This window comes from Bartonella sp. TT29SHDZB (assembly GCF_042193395.1).
Lineage (GTDB): Bacteria > Pseudomonadota > Alphaproteobacteria > Rhizobiales > Rhizobiaceae > Bartonella.
This window is the reverse complement of the sequence record NZ_JBHILQ010000008.1, coordinates 57074-76176: the sequence shown is the minus strand read 5'-3', so window position 1 is coordinate 76176 and position 19103 is coordinate 57074. Positions and strand designations below refer to the sequence as shown.

14 protein-coding genes are annotated in these 19103 nt (G+C 39.8%); all 14 read right to left on the bottom strand.

Annotation, left to right across the window (positions count from 1 at the left end; genetic code table 11):
* Positions 1 to 279: 279 nt before the first annotated feature.
* The gene (locus ACFIJJ_RS05610) at positions 280 to 1041 is read right to left on the bottom strand and encodes a DUF4167 domain-containing protein (protein ID WP_375622702.1); all 762 of its coding nucleotides are present in this window, start codon (positions 1039 to 1041) and stop codon (positions 280 to 282) included.
* 1664 nt (positions 1042 to 2705) lie between these two features.
* Entirely contained in the window at positions 2706 to 3149 is a 444-nt protein-coding gene (locus tag ACFIJJ_RS05605) for a hypothetical protein (protein WP_375646289.1), read from the bottom strand.
* 2231 nt (positions 3150 to 5380) lie between these two features.
* Positions 5381 to 5866 carry a hypothetical protein gene (locus tag ACFIJJ_RS05600; RefSeq protein WP_375646288.1) on the bottom strand — a complete coding sequence of 162 codons (486 nt, stop codon included), beginning with the start codon at positions 5864 to 5866 and terminating at the stop codon, positions 5381 to 5383.
* 1434 nt (positions 5867 to 7300) lie between these two features.
* Complete coding sequence (locus ACFIJJ_RS05595) at positions 7301 to 8305, bottom strand: phage tail protein (protein WP_375646287.1); 1005 nt, start codon at positions 8303 to 8305, stop codon at positions 7301 to 7303.
* On the bottom strand, positions 8302 to 9441 hold the full coding sequence (locus ACFIJJ_RS05590) for a tail fiber domain-containing protein (RefSeq protein ID WP_375646285.1): 1140 nt from the start codon (positions 9439 to 9441) through the stop codon (positions 8302 to 8304). Before ACFIJJ_RS05590 ends, ACFIJJ_RS05595 begins: the two co-directional genes overlap by 4 nt.
* On the bottom strand, positions 9438 to 9920 hold the full coding sequence (locus ACFIJJ_RS05585) for a hypothetical protein (protein WP_375646284.1): 483 nt from the start codon (positions 9918 to 9920) through the stop codon (positions 9438 to 9440). Before ACFIJJ_RS05585 ends, ACFIJJ_RS05590 begins: the two co-directional genes overlap by 4 nt.
* Positions 9921 to 10294: 374 nt before the next feature.
* A complete protein-coding gene (locus tag ACFIJJ_RS05580; RefSeq protein WP_375611684.1) occupies positions 10295 to 11758 on the bottom strand; it encodes a hypothetical protein in 1464 nt (487 codons plus the stop codon).
* Between the two features lie 102 nt (positions 11759 to 11860).
* Entirely contained in the window at positions 11861 to 12004 is a 144-nt protein-coding gene (locus ACFIJJ_RS05575) for a hypothetical protein (RefSeq protein WP_375646282.1), read from the bottom strand.
* Between the two features lie 55 nt (positions 12005 to 12059).
* Complete coding sequence (locus ACFIJJ_RS05570; protein WP_375622718.1) at positions 12060 to 12278, bottom strand: hypothetical protein; 219 nt, start codon at positions 12276 to 12278, stop codon at positions 12060 to 12062.
* Between the two features lie 22 nt (positions 12279 to 12300).
* The gene (locus ACFIJJ_RS05565) at positions 12301 to 12996 is read right to left on the bottom strand and encodes a hypothetical protein (RefSeq protein ID WP_375646281.1); all 696 of its coding nucleotides are present in this window, start codon (positions 12994 to 12996) and stop codon (positions 12301 to 12303) included.
* 83 nt (positions 12997 to 13079) lie between these two features.
* Positions 13080 to 14198, bottom strand: a complete 1119-nt coding sequence (locus tag ACFIJJ_RS05560) for a N4-gp56 family major capsid protein (RefSeq protein WP_375646280.1) — start codon at positions 14196 to 14198, stop codon at positions 13080 to 13082.
* A gap of 349 nt (positions 14199 to 14547) precedes the next feature.
* Complete coding sequence (locus ACFIJJ_RS05555; RefSeq protein WP_375646278.1) at positions 14548 to 15321, bottom strand: hypothetical protein; 774 nt, start codon at positions 15319 to 15321, stop codon at positions 14548 to 14550.
* 281 nt (positions 15322 to 15602) lie between these two features.
* Complete coding sequence (locus ACFIJJ_RS05550) at positions 15603 to 17459, bottom strand: portal protein (protein ID WP_375646277.1); 1857 nt, start codon at positions 17457 to 17459, stop codon at positions 15603 to 15605.
* Positions 17444 to 18805, bottom strand: a complete 1362-nt coding sequence (locus tag ACFIJJ_RS05545; protein WP_375646275.1) for a PBSX family phage terminase large subunit — start codon at positions 18803 to 18805, stop codon at positions 17444 to 17446. Before ACFIJJ_RS05545 ends, ACFIJJ_RS05550 begins: the two co-directional genes overlap by 16 nt.
* Positions 18806 to 19103 lie beyond the last annotated feature (298 nt).

Here is a 19103-nt window from a genome sequence, read left to right as displayed (position 1 = left end):
CCAATAACATCACCACGCTCGCGCTACACAGCAACCTTCGGGTTTAAACATTTTCCTCTGCCTCAAGATTGACCACTTGAGCGATGGCACGTCTTTCTCTTTATCCCTTCACCTATCCCCAGCAAAGAGGCCATCTTTTCCGTCAACACCCCTTGTTAAATTCCTGATACTGCCCGTGAAAATTCAAAGAAAGCGCAAGAAGCTTCTTGAGCATATTACAATTTACCATCATGATACCAATAACATCACCACGCTCGCGCTACACAGCAACCTTCGGGTTTAAACATTTTCCTCTGCCTCAAGATTGACCACTCGGCGACGGCGCGTCTTTCTCTGTATCCCCTCACCTAATTCAGGCAAGGAAGAATCCTCTTTTGTCACTTTTGATGCATCTCCATTGCTAGAGCTTTCTGCTGTTGTGAGTGAAAGCTCAAAAGATGCTTCATCTTGAGTGCGTACAGTACGTCGACGGGGAGAACGACGTGTTTTTTTGATGGGTTCAACATTTTTCTCAGAGAGACAGTGCTCTTGATCTGTTTTTTCATCCGATAGAGTCTCTAAAGCGTTTTCACGCGCATCTCCATTTTGCACTTTATCATATTGGCCATTGCCATTTTTTTGCGATGACATTTGTAATACATCTGTATCACTCTCAACAGTATCATTTTTTTCACCGTCAAGATTTATTTCACCGCATTCTTGTCCATTGTTTTCATCACGATTTTCGTTTTCATCACCACGATTTTCATCACGCCGAGGCGATTGAGACATTTGCCCAGCTGCTGCTAAAATAATACGCAAATAGTGCTCGGCATGTTGTAAATAATTTTCCGACATAACACGATCACCTGCACCTTGTGCATCACGCGCAAGGCTTATGTATTTATCGGCAATTTGCTGAGCATTCCCGCGAATTTTAACATCCGGACCGCTACTTTCATAATTGCGAGACAACGGATTAGGACCGCGACGATTATTATTGTTATTACCATTATTGTTATTATTGCGACCGCGTACCCGTCTATTTTGTTGTGGCCTCATCTTTATCCCTTTTTGGAGTGTTTGTCTTATGTGTGTCTTAATTGACTCTTCCTCATTGCATTATCTTTTGATAATGCTAATCATGTTTAACATACGATTATCAAGCTATCCGCGTTTATTTCACTCAAACGAACCCTACTGATATTGATAAAAGCATATATTTTCTTGAAAATCACAAAACAGCAGGGAAATCGTAAATCAAAAATTCCCTTTTTCTCTGTCAAACAGCAGAAACCTAATGATGTTCACGTAAAATGCCAAGTGTTTTTTTTAAAATAAACCATATTTCACTAAAAAAATAATTATCTTGTGGAAAACAACAAAGGAAAACACACATATAACACACCTGACAAAGAAAAAAATCCTGCCAGAGAGTATTAGAAGCTTCCTTTTTTGCTCTAAAACCACCGCTCCTAAAAACGCCGATATTCTCTACCCCCTCGTGCATTTAACTCTCAAGCACGTCCATCCCAACGAGTCACTGCGCGAACCTCTTTGTTTTATAAATATAGCCTCTCTTCATCGCTAAAGCAACCCCTTGCGAGCGATAATCCACGATCGCCTCACAAAACCTCTTGATTTTTATAGATAGATTAACATGAAGTATTATTCAAGCCCTATAATCACCAAGAGATCAATCTTCTTTCCTAAATAAGCCAACGATACTATCAATTTCTATTTTAACCCATAGACTTTTTAAGTTAATCACAGTCTTTATTTATAACAAATTGAGCTTAAAAACAAAATACTTAAATACAAAAAAATATAAAATTATGAAAAAACTGACCAATATGTCACACTTTTTTAAAAATCAGCTTCTTCTCAAAAAAAGCCCCTCCTCAAAGCCTATCAATAAGAATGGCCTAACGCATTTACTCTCTTATCTTTTCTGATAAAGAAAACTAGAATTATAAAACAAGCACATTTGTAAACCTAGCACAGCGTTTTACGCATGAAGCAGCCTTGAATGTTTATAAAAGGAAGTTTTTTACTCATTTTGTCACGTCTATTGACTTACCCCCTCAAAGAACGAAGATTCTCGAGTCACACTGGTCTGTCAACAATAAAAATTCTTATAAAATTCGTACAGTGAATTGGTTTATAATGATAATTCATATTTGTTGTGTTAAGTAAGAAAACTTAATACCGTAGGATTTTTCATTTTCTATCTGTTTTCTGTTGAATCAATCTTTTTTTCTTGCATGTTACACGTGGGAAAACCTGCGTGGAGTAAAAACAATAAAAAAGACTTAAAGTACCTCTTATGAACCGTCTTTAAGGCTAAAGGGCTGTCGAGAGACACCATTGGGAGCAAGCAAAGTGTGAGATAGTACCGGCTTACTCTTTTTCAAACCATAAAGATGAACATACTCTATAAATTTCATACATTTCATGAGGATTATACCATTCACCAGAACCATTACGAAATGGATTTCCCACACTCGTTCTTCCCTTAAAAAAGCGCAACAAATCCTTCTGAAACTCCACCACGCCCCTTTAAACATTTCAAGGCGGCATCCATACCTTATGTCGCCACACCTTAAATAAGAAGTGCGATATAACAAGATAAATAAATCAGGTTGCTATTGGTCTTGAGGCAGATAGTCATTTAAGAGGCTTTTTTTTATAAAAATTCGCTTCCTTTTAACTTTCCGTATAAAAACTTAAAAGTAATTGCGCTTTTTGCCTGTTTTATTTTCTTTTTCATTGAGAAAACAGTCTCGTAAGAGAAAATAATTTCCATCCCCAGGACGGACCATCGTCAAACATTGTTTTTTAGCACTATCAGAAAGCTTATCCCACATTTCACGAATAGCAAAATAGGCCTCACTTTCCAAATTAAGACAATGCTGATAAACTTCTCTTTTCATATCGGGCATAACGGAAGCAGAAATTTCCTTGCAATATACGCGCAGATCAAAAACAGGAATAACCAATTCAACGGCTGCTTGTTGTGTTACTTTTTTATGAGAAGAAAAATAACTAACCACCTTAGCAACAACAAAACACAAAAACACTATACAAAAAAGTATTATGCAAACAAAAGCAATCTTGCGATATAATCTTTTGAAATAAGCCTTTTGTCTTGCTCGGATTCTTTTTTCCATAAAGATTGTACCCTTTAACATCCCAAGAGAAGCTTTTACAGCAAAAAATGATAGAAGTATTTGTGTATACAATACAGGTTATAGCAACAAACGATCAAGACTCTTATGTCAAAAGCCCCTCTTTTTTTATCGTATAATTTTTATCGTATAAAATTCTTGTAAAGTACTTTTCTCATGCCCTTTATGAAAAAATAGGGCTGATGATTTTCTCTCATCACCTTTAAAGACGAAGATTCTTCATCCATGCGGATCTATAAACAATTCGTCTTCGTTAAGACATGTCATATTGATTTATAAAGAATATTTATTGTTTTACATGTTGAATGAGAAACCCGAACACCATAGGATTCTCTCATCCGAAGTTTGTTTTCTATTGAAACAATCAAAACCATGTTGCTTACAAGTTACAAGCGGAACTGGTATGTGGATTAAAAACTGTATAAGAAAGGCATATGCCTCTTATGAATCGTCTCACGAACCAAGGCTGTCGTAATATTGGGAGCGAGCAAATACAATGATGGTGCGGGCTTGCCTCTACATAAGCGTAAAGATGGGAGTGCTCAATGGATTGACCATTATTCACCACACAAACACTTCATATATAAAATCTTACACGCCTTCTATTTCCTCCCCCTCAAAAAGCAGTCGCTAACACAAGATAAGAGATTATAGATGTAAAACTCCTAACAAAAAAAGAATGGACTTTCTAATCGAGACCAACAAACACTGTTAAAGACACATTTGCATTTTTGACCATGCTGGCATGTATGATAATGGCCCTTCAAATGCGCCACCATTTTATGCTTCACCTCATATCATTCTCCGTCAAACAGTCACAAAGATTCTTTAACTATTCAACGCCTCCCCAACCAAAGCAAAGAAACCAAACCCAGACGCCTGCATTTTTATTTGAATCTTCCCTATTGGGATAAAACACACAAGAATTTAAAGATTTCACAGCAAAACGAAATCACAAAATACAATAATGAGAAACATATCCAAAGCCATCTCAATAACAAATATATAGCGCCCCTGTTATTAGAAAGTAAAAAAGCCGCGCCATTTAAAGGCGCGGCTTATGAATAGAGATATAACTAAATAAAATACAAAAGAAATCAGTAATAAATACTTATACACAAAACGTATAGTATTGCAAGCTTTTTAATTATATTTATAAAAATATCCAAAAAGAGTATAAATAATGATACATTCGTATTGAGAAGAGTTGTTTACAACAATGCACTTTCTAAAATAAAAACGTATCAAATAAATCAACATACTTTGTAGCTTTATCTCAATATAATCCATGAAAAAACACACATGATTTAAGTCCATAATTATAATAAGCCCCGTTCTTTTACGCTTGTAAAAGCTGGTTTTTCTTGACTTTCATCCACCACTTCAAAAGATGAAGATTCTTCACCCAATCTGATCTATCAACAGCTCGGATTGAGCGGTGTCCATTTGGCTTTCTCACATGTGATTGACTTAAACTTAAAGCTCAACAAATAAGCCTGCCTTAAATATTTGCCACGCCTTTTAAAAAACATTTTTTGTATCATGGAGGCTCTTACAAAGAGACTTGCCTTATATCATCACACCTGAAAGGACAGTCTTTACAGCATAAACAGGATAAGACAAATCAACAACCGCTTGTACAATCTTGTCTGACAAGAAAACAAGTGAAACGTTAGCCTTCAAGTCTTCTTAAACAGTATAGCATTTCTCTTCGTTTATAAGAAAAGACACAACGATACGCATGATTTTCGTATAGGCATTTTTCTGCTTTTGTCCTTTTGGCAATTAACATTTTCTTTTTATGGGATTTTTAACAAATTAAAATTGCGATAAACTGCACTTTTTCTCTTTTTAAAAAGCGTAAAAACCGCAAATTATTTATAGAGTTAAAATCATCAAACGCCCTATCCAAAAAGCTTTTTAAAATGATTGCAAGATTCTTTATCTTTTTTAAAACTTCTTTTGTCATGCGTTTTTGTTCGGACACGGCTCCTTTCTCTGTAAGCTTTAAAAACTTGCCCTTAGATTTCAATACGCGCCCTACTCTCCCCAACAACGCATGATCAACTTATCCAGCAACAACGCTTCTCTATCAATTTTTACCATTTTTTAACATCTTAAACAGAGTGCAATTCCAAGCTCCACCGAAGATATAAATTAGGTTTATCTGATCTATAGCTTCACCCGATACATATTGTTATGATCACTCTATTCTATTTTTCCTTATCTAACAAAGAAGAAATCTCTCCAGAATGCTCAACATTGATGTCTTGAGCAACACTACTGTGTATTTTTAGCGGCTTATGTGCTGTAAATTTTGAAAAAAAGGAGCTGTAGTCTATTTTTGGCGCATCGTATATTGGAGAAAAAAATATGTCTCCAACGGACAATGATTCTGTTTTAATTTCTGGTGCGCTCACAAAACTGTTTGGTGTCGTTATTCCACCACTCACAACACTATTAATACTGTCTTGCTTCTCTTCTTTCTCATTTTTTTTCTGTTCGACATTGGTAAGATCTAGAGCATTTAATTTTTTTTCTAAAGCATCCATGCGCTTTGCAATTTTTGTAATATCTTCATATGCTTTCTTCAACAATGCGTTTAAAGGAGCATGTCCCATTCTTCCGCTAGCATAAAGAACCACACGAATACATTCCGGATCATCAATATCAGCAATAGAAAATGGAAAAAGTGCCATTATATCCCCCTTTTTGATAAGCTAAACACGTATTAAGGCCTTTGCATCTCTTTTTTCGTTGTACGGCTCTTGCATTTCTCAGAAAACCTCAGAAAACCTCAGAAAACCTCAGAAAACCTCAGAAAACCTCAGAAAACCTCAGAAAACCTCAGAAAACCATATGAAAAGCTTTTGAAAAAAAATTCCTCATCGAAAATTTTTACAAGGTATTTTTTTAGATTATACTCTGTTTTCCACCTAAAATGATGATTTTACCACCTAAAACCAAAGAGAAATGCATGTCACCTTGCATGCTGTATCAACCTTTCCCCAAAGGACAAAACCACACCGGTCTTTAAATAATACCAATCAATAAACAATGGTTTGTCAACAATCTGGCTTCGTATCTAACAGATTTGACTTGGCTTCCCCCTTCAAATGCATCCTTGTAATGTATCCCCTGTCCAGAGTTACTCTACAAAAAAATGCTGCTTTAGGAATACACACAGACGAAAAACACCCCATGCATAAAATTTTAACCGCATCTCAAACAATGGTATTTTACAACACAACGGGATAAAATATTGTCTTATAGATTTTCTCGTATCACTCTCATCCCGTTTCAAGAAGTTGCCTGATAAACACAAAATGCCATCTCAGAGGGTTCAATGCCTCACCATGTACTACAACGCATCGCCAACCTGCTGCTCTTGCCAACAGTGCACCCATTTTGAAAACAAAGAGCCCTTTTTTCCTACACGCTTTGCCAAAAAAGAAAGCGCTCCATTTTGCTTTTTCTCGCTTTAAATAAACATATCCGTTGACCTCTTCCCACCACCCTCAAAGGACAAAGGTTTTAGCCCCACATCGGTTTGTAAACAATCCAACTCCTCTGAAGGAGCTCCATATCTGCTCATTATTTATATGATTCACTTGCATAATACTTAACCAAGCAAATCCTCCCCAGAACAGTTGCTAATGTATTAAATACTTTAAGCTATCTTACTGATATCACCAGCTTCAATAATAGTGTTTTAATGACGGTATTTACGCTATAATAGGATAAAATTATCTAGGAGCTTTTTGTCATCGCACAGCAGCGGTTTAAACCCAGCACTTGAAACAATGGATCACGATACCACAAGAGAGAGGCATTTGGGATAAAATCTTTATTCCTCAGCAAAAAACGCCATGAATAAAGAAATTTTTTTTGTTCTTTCCCTACCTTTAATAATCACTGTCTTGATCCTCTAAAGAACAATAGGTAAACTCACCTTTAGGCATCCAACAAAGGCAGCACAAAAAATAAAAGAATAAAGAGAGTTGAGTTTTTTTTCTAAAGCGCCTCAAAACTTTCTGCACAATATATTCTATAAGACTTTATATTCAATAAGACTTTTTTCATAACAAACATTTTGCAAGCATTTTTATCTTTCTCTCACACAGCTTTCATTCTCAGGCTTTGACAGCATAAACCACCGCCACATTGACAGGACGTGTTTCATCACCCCCTGTTTTTTGCAACAAGACCTTATGTTCATGCTCTCCCGCAGCCTTCGTTAACCGATCTTTATTGTAGACTTGAGCCAGATGTCTATAATATTCACCGTGATTCATATCCCAAACTACCTCTTCAATCATTGGATAACTATGCTGGTGGTTACCTGTTGAATCTGTTTTTCCCTCATGGGTATGGGATTGAAAAGACTCTTCTTGTCGGCTTCCCAAGCGACGTCCTTTATCAATTTCTTTTCCACTATCGAGCCCCCGTAAAAACATTCCACGCAAATCGGGAACATTGAATGTTGTTCTCCCGTCTCCTTTTCCCCATGTTTCTCCCAGAACAGCAAAGAGATTAGCATAGCTCCTTCGCGAATATTCTTTACCATCACACAGTAACCATCCAGAGGGTATTTTTTCTGTAGCAAAAGTCCCGATAAATCCAGAAGAAAAAGTTTCAGGCAAAGGAGGAAAGGGCGGAATTTCAGGAAGTTTTATAGTAGGATTGGTTAAAAACCAGCCATCAGCATTTTTTCCGGCAATATCACGCGTATAGACGACTTCATAAAGCCCCCCTTTTTGAATTTCCCCGCCCTTTAAAGGCATAATACCCTCTGGCGTTGCCATATAAGTTGGTCTTGGCGGCAATTGATTTAAAGAAATATTTGTTATTCCTCTGTTGACGCCTTGTGCTTTAAAGCGCACAACAATGCCATCCATATAAGTCTCAAAAAAAGACTTTGTTGCCAAACGAAGTGACGTTCTCTCATTTTTCACATCGACAGTAAACTGTGTTTCAATCACACCCCCATTATCCAACAAATATTCTTTGATGCGTTGCATCATAGCGCGAGCACTATCATTGACTGTGCTTGGAGGTTGCCCTTCTGCCCAGTTTATACTCTCATCGGCATAAGCATTTTCTGATGCAACAATTGACCAATCATAAATCGAACTCATAGAAGATACTCTTTTTTCAAAAAGGGAAAACGAGCAAAAAATGAAGAAAAGAAAGTCGCAATTTTATTTTTAGATGCCGGCATTTTCTCCATTTTCATTTTTTCCATTTTCAGGCCTATTTTGTCATAATCAACATGCAATAACTTTGTTTTTGCATTGACATAAACAGCTTCAGGGTTCACACGCAACACATCTTGCGCCAGCACGCCCTGATAACGTTGTGGGTTTCCTTTATAATTAAAGCTATAAAGTGGATATCCTTTTTTCTTTCCGACAGGGATAATATTTTCTTTTGCTCTCACATCACAAAGCCCTAAAATTCCTCCGACCAATCCAAGCACTTGCTGCGCATCACGCAATGGATCTTTTGTCACAGAAGGCATTGTCGTGGATTTTCCTGAAGTCGTTCCGTAATTTCCAGCAGCCTGTGTCCCTACCTGTAACAAGCTTTGCAATCGGTTCCAATCTTGATTATCTTTTTCTGACCATTTTTGGCGTTCAGCATCTAAGACATTTTGACGGTTTATATCTTGAATCATGCCCCCTTTCAAAGCATTGCTTTGCACGTTACTCTGTCCTTGATAATAGCTATTTGCCGCATTAACTTGATCATTCTGAGAGCGATCAATCATCTGGTTGGCATTCATCATATTGTTAATATCTTGATTATATTGCTGTGCTGCAGCATTTGTTGCCAAGGCGCCTAACTCATCGGCCAGCACACCAGCATGAGCCCCAGAGCCATAACGTCCTGCTCCCGACATCGATTGATTAATTGCATCGGACGTTTTATTCAGAGCATTTTGCAATGCAGTATTAAATTTACTATTGCTTCCAATCCAGCTTCCCTTAGCCATACCGGAAAGATTTGTAGCGCTGTTGGTGGGTGCATTCAACCATTGCGTTACCGTTGGATTGTTATAGAACCCTGCCGCTTGTTGTAAACCGGTCAGCGCATTTTTTGTCATATTGCTAAGACCAGCGACTCTGTCTCCCTGATAAACGTTTCCGCCAATTCCTTTATTATAAAGTCCAAGTGCATCAGCACTGGCTTGTTTAAGAATATCAGCCGCCCAAGCAGGTGGAGCATTTGTTTGTGTTGTTGTTTGCACTTGAGGTGTGGTTTTTCTACTCATGGGTTCAGAACCTTTCTATATTGAATAAGATTACGAGAATATCCGTGATGAGCGAGCTTTTTCGCCCATCCAGTTCTTCCAAACATGTGCATTTCTTCAGCATTGATTGTTCGCGCCCATTTTTCGACTTCATCAATCAACTTGACCAATTTCAGTCCTCCCTCTCCAGCAAGATCAGAGAGAACGACGCATTTTTTTCCCGTATGGGTTATTTCAACTTTGGTAATTGCAAAAGCACTAAATTGGATTTTATTTTTTAAGACCAGCCACAACTGTGCTTGTCCTGTAGCGATTTCTTCAGCGATTTTTTCCAAACAAACATCATCCGGAAAGCGCTGAGCATATTTTTTCAATGCAGCATTGAGAGCCTCTTGATAGGGAGCTATTTTTTCCCATGGCCACTGCTCTGTCAGATAAGCAGAATATAAATCTTGACTCTCTTGCATCATAATTTTAGCTCTTTTAGCTTCATCACTCATCTCCCCTCAAATAACATCCCCCTACGCATTTCACGCATTCCATGCCCCCCGCACAATAAAAGAAAAAAAGCCCCATCATCCCTTTGTCACAACAAAGAGGGAACTTTCTTCTTTATAAAAATAAACCATGGTGCAGCCTATTTTTCCTTTATCTCAGAAAAGCATAAAACATAACGCACCACCTTGTTCTTCATATTATAAAGACACAGCATATCGCATTGTGCCTTTGTTTCTAAAGGCTTGGGAAGTCTATGGGGCATTTGTTCTTTAATAATAGAGGTTTGAGCCTATCGCATGATATTACAAAAGGGCATGCCTATCGCATGGTATTATAAAAGGGCATGCCTATCGCATGGTATTATAAAAGGGCATGCCTATCGCATGCCGGCCCGCGTCAATTCCACATCAAATCCAGTGACATGAGTCCAATTCACCCCTTCAGGAATACGCAATTTAAAGCGATAAAACCGTGCCCTTGCACGACAGTGAATTTGTCCAGTATTATAAGAGGGCTGTTTTTCTGGCAACCAAACAGTTTCCTCTTCAAGAGATTGTCGAAAGCGCATTCCCACAGACAAATAAAACTTTCCACTATTGACTTGAGGCATAATATTTTTCACCCGTGTTATCATGCCATTTGTCTGCCCCATTTCTTGTGATGTCACGACACAAGCCATAGGACCCCCAGAAAACGAACCCAGTCTCCCCTGTTGATCAAATGCCCCCAGAATAGGCGATTCATTTTTCCAAGCTTTACTATCAAGAGAAAAGGACAAGTCATCAATATTCTTAGTCACAAAATCAAGACCTTCTAGGGTTGTTCCGGCTAAGAAAATAGGCAATATCATTTTGATATCGACGAGAGCTTTTGTCCATTTTTGCAATCCCCAATCATAAATGAGCAAGATACGTTTATGAAGGTTCTCATCAGAATCAACCATCCAATAAACACGATTATACACCCCATCGATAGCCGCAGACAGAGTGTACAGATTATCCTTCCTTGATTTTGCGGTCATCGTTCGATCGACTTTTTCGAACCCAATGGGTATAATCTGTCCCTCATTTGTTATTTGATAAAACCCGCCCTCATCGGCAAAGAATGCTAAATCGCCTCTACAAACAATTGATTCAGCATTTTTTGCGCCTCGTTTATCGTGGATTTTTTGGAAACTAAAAATAATCTTAGAGCCAGGGATAAAAGAACCAGCATAGATTGCAGAACGCATAAAGATAATTGGATTTGTTGTCTCGGTTGCCCCTTGGACGAATCCGCCATCAGGAAAATCTTGATAATCACAACTTTTTTTCCCCACGGTCCAAAATTCAGCATCATTTAATCCAGACCAATGAACCCGTCTTGGATACTCAGTTAATTTCATCAAACAAACGAAATCTCCCCAGATTCGAACAATCCCTGCCTGTGGTGGATTTCCTCCTAAATTTCTAAATGTTTTATCATGATTAATATCAATCACTTGTGGTTTATCATTGGCATTCACAGCAATGATAAAATCACCAAACAAAGCAAAAGACCACGGAGCATCAACATTAGCCAGATAAGGTTTTCCTTTTTGGCTAATATCTTTCCAGTTCATTGTTGTATTATCAAGCAAGTAGATTTTTTCTCTTGTCCCGACAATAATAGAAACTCCATTTTTTGTTTTAACCGCAAGAGTGCCTAAAATTGGCTCCGGACAAGGCTCTGATAAAGGCTCAAAACTTGGCATAGGGATATAGGAGCCATCAGCTGGGAGCACATTAACAAGTTCATCGGTAAAAATTCCATTGATATCCGCCACATCGGGTCGATAATCAGCGATTGGGAAAAAAGCCATCAAGACCCCCATAAAATCTTTGAAGAGCCCAGTGCCATTCAAAACACCAAGGCTTATTGATAAAAAACCACAAAAGCCCTTAAAACTCTAAAGGCATAAAATTCAACAAATAAACAACCTTAGGTTGTTTAACGCACCAAAAAAAACGATACCATCAATAATAGCCACCCCAACGCCACCCACCAGCGCCAAACCAAAATCAACTGCCCGCAAATCAACCCCCACAATGACGGGGGAAAGAGCCATCAAAAGCCCCCCATAAAATCTTTGAAAAGCTCAGTGCCATTCAAAACACCAAGGCTTATGGATAAAAAACCACAAAAGCCCTTAAAACTCTAAAGGCATAAAATTCAACAAAATAAACAACCTTAGGTTGTTTAACGCACCAAAAAAACGATACCATCAATAATAGCCACCCTAACGTCATCCACCAGCCCTTCACCATCAACACCCAACGGCGTATCCAGCCATAAGGGACAAACCAGCCACCAGTGCCAAACCAACCTTCAACGCCAACCATAAACGATTTGGAAACAAGTCTTTTAAAAACGCATTGGGCGAATCTTTGAAGAATCTTTTCGGCGCGATGTTTCAATACGCAAAGCTTGAAGCTGTTCTTGAAAATCTCTGAAAGAAACGGCGGCATATTCAGGATCTTTAAGGATATTTTTATAAAGTTCATATTTTGCTCGTGCTTTAATAAGATCAAAAGCATAAATCAACCAAGGGTTATCATCCTCTTTCAGCTGTTCATCGGCAAAATGAACAGGAGCATAAGAAAGCTGTACAGTTTCCACATGTTCTGGTGTTGGAAAGAGTCCTATTTTTTGATCAAGGCAGGTATAAAAGAATGGCGTTCCTAGCGCAGGATGCATACCATATTGTTGATGCAACACTTCCAAGGGCTTAAAGAACAACTTTGTTGGTGTTGCACTCTTTGTTACTAAAAAGACGCCCTCCAAACTCTTTTCTGCTTCAATAAAAACCCCTTCTTCTTGCCCATACCATGTTTTACCACTTTGTGTTTTAAACGTCCTTTCTCTTTTTTCATTAAAGAAAAAGGGTTCGCGTTCACACAAACGCAAAGCCGTAAAAATTGAATCTTGAATTTGCAGGGAATATTCCGCTGTTGTATCGTCAATTTCATCTTGAATAAGCGCGACCATATAAGCAAAAGTTTTAGAATGGTCTGAATGTGTAAGGTTTAGATTTTGGGGATCAGTGGATAAAGTGGTCATAAGCCTGTCCTTGTTTCTGGAAGCATTTTAAATTTTTCCCCCAACAGATCCCTCTTGTTGGGGGAAGTGAGCAAGCGTTCGCTTTAAGCGGGCGCTCCATAAGTTGGAATAACAATAGTGCCAAAATCCTGAGCCCCTTGCGTACTTCCAGGCAAAGTAAAGCAAGTTTTTTTCATCCCAATAATGGTTTTTGCCGCGACCCCGAATTCTCTTTCATAGTCGAAGAGTTCTTCCACCAATTTATAGCGTGTTGCTCCTCGATCTTTACCAAAAGCAATCACAGCACTCTGCGCACCAAGCAAAACAGCTCGCCGCACATTTGGTACAGCTTTGTTAGCGGTCCCAGACTCGACTCCTTCAGTAATATGTTCAGCTTCGCGCAAAACCACACCATTATACATGCCCAAAGACCCATCATAGAGTGGATTTTTGATACGACTTCCACTATAGATTGCCTTAGTAATGTCGAGCCATTGCCCCGCATCAGTATTGGTTCGCAATTGCGTCACTTGGGTTGGATGAAGATAAAGCACATAGACATTTTCGCCATCAATCCGCACGGGTCTAATTTTAGGATTTGCCAATTTAGCCCGTTCAACCGCTTTATCAATGAGCTTAAGATCAAAAACATCGCCTTCTTTTAAATCTTCATCTTTTGCTTTATCCTTAGGACGTACCACGCGTTTATTGGTTGGTGCCGTTGGCGCATTAAACCCATAATGAACAGGTTTAAGGGTAATCGTGCGTCCTTCAAAGTTAATTGTTTTTGCGGTATAACCACACACTTGAATGAAGAACATCATACTCAGACGATCTGCATACCAATCAACCAAACCATTTTTTGCCTCGGTGCGCAAATCATGGAGAATTCGTTGCTGATCAATCGTTCCCTCATTTTTGACACGCACGGCATGAACGAGTTCATTAATTGCCAAGCGATCATTGAGAAACTGTAAAGCTTCTTCATTGCCTTCCAATGTCTGCCCTTCACTCACCCCATCGCCTAGCAACTGCACCCGCAAACCAAAGCTAATGGCATCCCCACTAGCCTTGTTGGTTTCATCCTTTAACTGTACGATACTGTTTGAATCATTTCCAATCAACGGTGCAATTGGAATTGCTTTTGAGACTTCTTGGTTTAGTAATTTAGACCATGTGCGCACTGCCATTGGGTCATTAAGTCCGATATAAGTTACGGTCATTTTATCCTCTAAAAGTTTTCTTGACATAAAAAACCCGGCAAAGCGCCGGGCGCTCAAAACACCACATTTCATTTCAGATGGTGAATAGGTTGTTCGTGAGTTTTATCTAATTTCTGTTAGCGTCTGCCTCCCCCTTATAAGAGCTCTCCTCACCACATCCGTGCTGTGAGAAATCCCCCCGCATTCTCCTGCGCTAAAAGCCTCTTAACGTTCCCGAAAAAAACACCACCGCATTCTCCTGCGCTAAAAGCCTCTTAACATTCCCGCAAGAAAACACCCCCGCATTCTCCCCCGCCAAAAGCCTCTTAACGTTCCCGCAAGAAAACACCTCCTGCCACATTTTTGTTTTTTAAAATTCTCTCCCACCCATTAAACGATTAAAAGCGGCTTTATTTTTAGGATCAGCAACCCAAGCGCTAAACTCTGCTTCTGACATTTTATCAAGCATATCCAAAGAAATTGGCCCATTTGGAGTCAAGCCGTTATAAGCAGCAAGAGTACGCGCAGAATTGTGTCTTTCCTGTAAATTTTCATCCATGTTATTGGGAACATTTGTGTAGCCAATTTTTTGTGCAATCGTGTAAATCACTTCAGCGGGGTTTTGATTTTTTTGCGCACAATCGCGCAAGATCTGCTTCAACTCATCACCAATTATCGCATCAATATTTTTGGGGTCTGCCATCTCGGGATAGAGCGAAGCACAAGCTGCCAACTGTTTAGCCCGCGTTTCATAAATAAAATCAGCTGCTTGATCAAAATCATGATGTTTTTGTTTAACACCGGCAACAGACTGTTGATAGAATGCATGCAACTGCTCTGCTTCGCGAGCCAGAGAAGGTTGTTGTTTTTCATGTAAAAGCCCTTGTTTTTGGAGTGTTTTTCCCAACCATTGCATATAGCCCATAAAGTCTTTTTGTGGATCTGGTGGAGCATCTTCTCCCCCTTGAACCTCTTTTCCAGCCTTTTGCGAAGAGTCCTGTTGTTGATGCATTTGCCCTTGGAAATTATCTTCAAGAGTTTTTTCTTCTCTTGCAATTTCACCATCTTCTCCCTCTTGTGTTGAGACCAGAAAATCTTGTTTCAATTGGTTTTGTTCTGCCGGCGTTAAGTGTTCTTGATCCATGACATTAGCCTTCTCTTTTTTTTAACAATAAAATAAAATTTTTCAGATAAAACAGCCCCATAAGCACTTATCCCCTCAATGCTCTCTCATCATTTAGCACCAGCATTCCCCACCATGTTCACCCCACATGACGGGCAAGACTCCCTCTCTACCTTGCGTTCCCCCAACAACACTGCCCTACAAAACAGTTCTTTTAAGAAAAGGGAGCCCATGCACTACGAAAATCGATAAGCAATTTATGATATATGGCGTTTATCAGAAGTCACGCATGACAAAGTGTCCTATTGTTGAGCCTTTAGTGTCTGCAACATCTGCATTATCTGCTCTGCCCCCACATTATTCTCCATCTGTGTTGAGGCATTTTGCTCTTCTTGAAAAGAGTTTTGCGCCTTTATCGCAATTTTATGAATAAGTGAAGCGGGTAAAGGCGAATAGCGTAAGAGATCGAGCATAATTTCAGGTGTTGCAAAATTTTGCATCAAAGGCAGCAATTGCATGATCAGTGCAAAGGTACGCTCTTTTTCATTAAGACTTGTTGGCGCATCATCCACGACAATATCATATTCCAAACTCGTCACCATTTCGCGTGTCAGCGGCACATACTGGGCATTTTCATCCCCAGCAATACGCACCAACCGCCCATCGGAGAGATAATTTTGAATAAGATAGAGAATAATTTTTCCCTGTCGTTGCCGATATCGACGCAACCCATCAAAAAAGGAAGCCAAAAGATTAAGTGACGATTGTCGTCGTTGTTGTTCAAGAATACCGGGCTGATTGACAGCGCGAGTCCCAACAAATTCAGAAGACAACCCCGTCACCTGTTCGAGAGCGCTTTTTGCTTCATTAAACAATTGGAAAAATCCTTGCGGAAATTGTGCCACGGGTTTAGGCTGGATTCTACCGCCAGAGACAGCCCCACTTTTCAACCAAGTAATGCTATCGGCTCTAGCCCAACTCTCGACGGCTTGTCGATCATCATCAAAAGCATCGCGTTCTGCCATAATGCCGCCTTTTGATTGGCTATTGAGCAAATGCATCACTTGACTAAAATATTTATTTGCCCACCGTTGCGGATCTTTTGTTGGCTTGACCAGTCCATAAAATTGTCGGCTTAACTTATCAAAAGTACCGGTAATACACTCCCATCCCAATTGATTGGGTGGCCCCAAGGGCTTATCAGGCGCCTCGAGCAGCTTTCTGCCCAAAAATGCTCGTTTGACAATTTTTCTGGTCAATTTTGTTGCTTGAACATGCGGAAAGGTTTTACTTAAATTTTGGAAATCCTGCTCTGAATAATCGATAAATTTTCCACTTTGAGGCTCAAGGACTTTATAAACCACCTCGCGTTCAAACCAGCGACATTCCGCCAATGTCACCATTTTAGGACGTTGATAACAGCTTGCCTCTTCTCCCTCTAGCAGATCCCCTCCCTCTGCTTGATAACTTTGTGTCATTCCATTGCTGGTTGGGTGTAAAAAGCTCTGATATTTAACCCAATCAGCATGAAGATCGCTCCAATGAACATTGGGAAACATTTCCTGCGCCACAGCAAGCGGTTTTTCATCAATATACCATAAGCGTTGAGCATCAATGAGATTAGACTTAACAGCACTAGCATCCCACACCATTTTCATAGGGTCCAGCCGCGCAATGACTGGTTTTCCTTGCGGATCTTGTTCATAATCAAGGCGTGTATCTGTCCAGCCCATTCCGCAAATAATTGCATCTTGAAAGGCATCGGAATCTTCGTATTCCCCGTCAGCTTCATCACGAAACCATTCGGCTGCTCCTGTCAGAATCTGGTTTGCAAAGGCAGCGCCTTCTTGTCGTGGAATAAATTGGACTTGCCTTTTATTATTGCGCTCAGCCCCGATGACAGCATTAATTAAAGGTGCAATACGATTAAAAGTCATCACGGGTCTGTTTTGTTCGTGCAAGACAGCAAGGTCTTGCTCATTCCATTGCCGCCCATTATAAAAATCGTAATCTTCTTGGGCATTTTTTCGCCATTTTTCGACATGATCAATATCATCCTGATACCAACCCACGAGTTTTTTAAAGAGAGCTTGATTTTCAAGCGTTTCGATTTGATTAAAAGAAGAATCTGTAGAACTATTCATTAAAAAGCCATCCATGAAGTTTGAGAATGGTGAAACGAGCGATAAGGTTTTTTTCGCGCTCTAGCATTTGGCTGTTCATAAGCCACACACATCAGTCCAAAGGCATCAGCCCCATGGCTTGCCCAATCATGTTCAGCGCCTAGTCCGATATTGCGCTGTTCGTCGCGCTTTTCATGATACCAAGCAAGCGCTTTTCTGCCCGCAGATGTCGTTTCACGATTAAACCATAGTGCAGGAAACAACCGCCTTACGGCTTCGATACGCATTTTCACAGCGCCTGTTCCTTGGTTAGGAATTATTTTGGTTTGAAAACCGGCTTGTTGAAGGGCACTTTCAAAACTCACATTATAGACACGATCTTTTGTTGCGCCATCATGAGGCAAAACCATAAGAGCCTTTTCATATCCCCTTTGAAAGACCCAGCCCACATGTTCTGAGAGAGGTTGACCTTGGGCTTCATAATAATCGAGCACTCGGATTTCCCGTCCAACAAATTGCGCGACCCACAATGCGGTAGCATCAGCCTTTGCGCCTGTTCCCCCGATATCCCAAAAGATTCTCACCTGCATCAAAGGATCCCGTGGAACAGTGGTAATCCGCCCTTCCATTTCGGCTTCCAGCAGACATTTCTGATAATAAGCCCCTTGCATAGCCTGGAGATATTCGCCTTCCCAAATATGGTTATACTGTTCTGGTCTTTGCTGCAAATCGTCCATACGATCACGATTGAGTTTTTCAGGAAATTGCGGATTATCGCGCCAATTGATTTCCACCCCTTTGATATGAGGATTATCGACATTTCGGAAACGTTTTTCCACGGGTGCATTTTCATGGCACGGGTTCCAAGTGACCCATAATTCTGCATTCCAATCTTTTCCTTCTTCGCGCAAAGTTGGAATAAGTGTTTGCCAAGCATTTTCTGTCACGGGCTCAGCTTCATCGACCCAACAAAGGAAAACGCGTCCCATTGATTTAATACTTGCGATATTGCGATCAAGCCCAGCAAACACATAGACGATCCGTCCATCTTTTGACTTAATATATTTATCGCCGATTTCATAATAATCTTGTAAAAAAGGATAAGCTTCGATAGCGCGTTTAATTTCTTCCAAAGAACTTTCATTGAGAGAATTTTGAAATTGCCGTGCACAAAGAATAATCCCGCGTTCTCCAGCCATTCCATGGCGATATCCCACCACGGCCGACATCAAAGCAAAAGAACGTGTTTTTCCAGAACCGCGTCCTCCCCAAGCGGCTCGCACATCGGCATTTCCAGTAAAAACAGGAATAAGCTTTGGAATAAGAGCCACTTGAGCCGTATTCTGCTCAATTTTTTGAGAAATTTTCTGAACAGTTGTCATTATAAATTTTCATATTTTAGCAATAATTGCGCTTCACTCTTTTGCTTATCCCAAGTTTAATTATCCCAGAGCAATTGAAGGAAAAGAGCAATTGAACGAAAAACGCCCTTCTCAAAAGCAGCGCTTTACCTTCCTTCATCCTAATATTCAATAAATTTCACTTTTTTGCATGAGATCCCCTTGACCACACCTATGCGCCCCAAAGTCCCTATCCCCCAAAGATCATTATCTCCAAGGGGTCCCTATTTTCCCCCATCACCGCCCCTCAAACACCGCGCCTGTCATCCCCCAACCACAA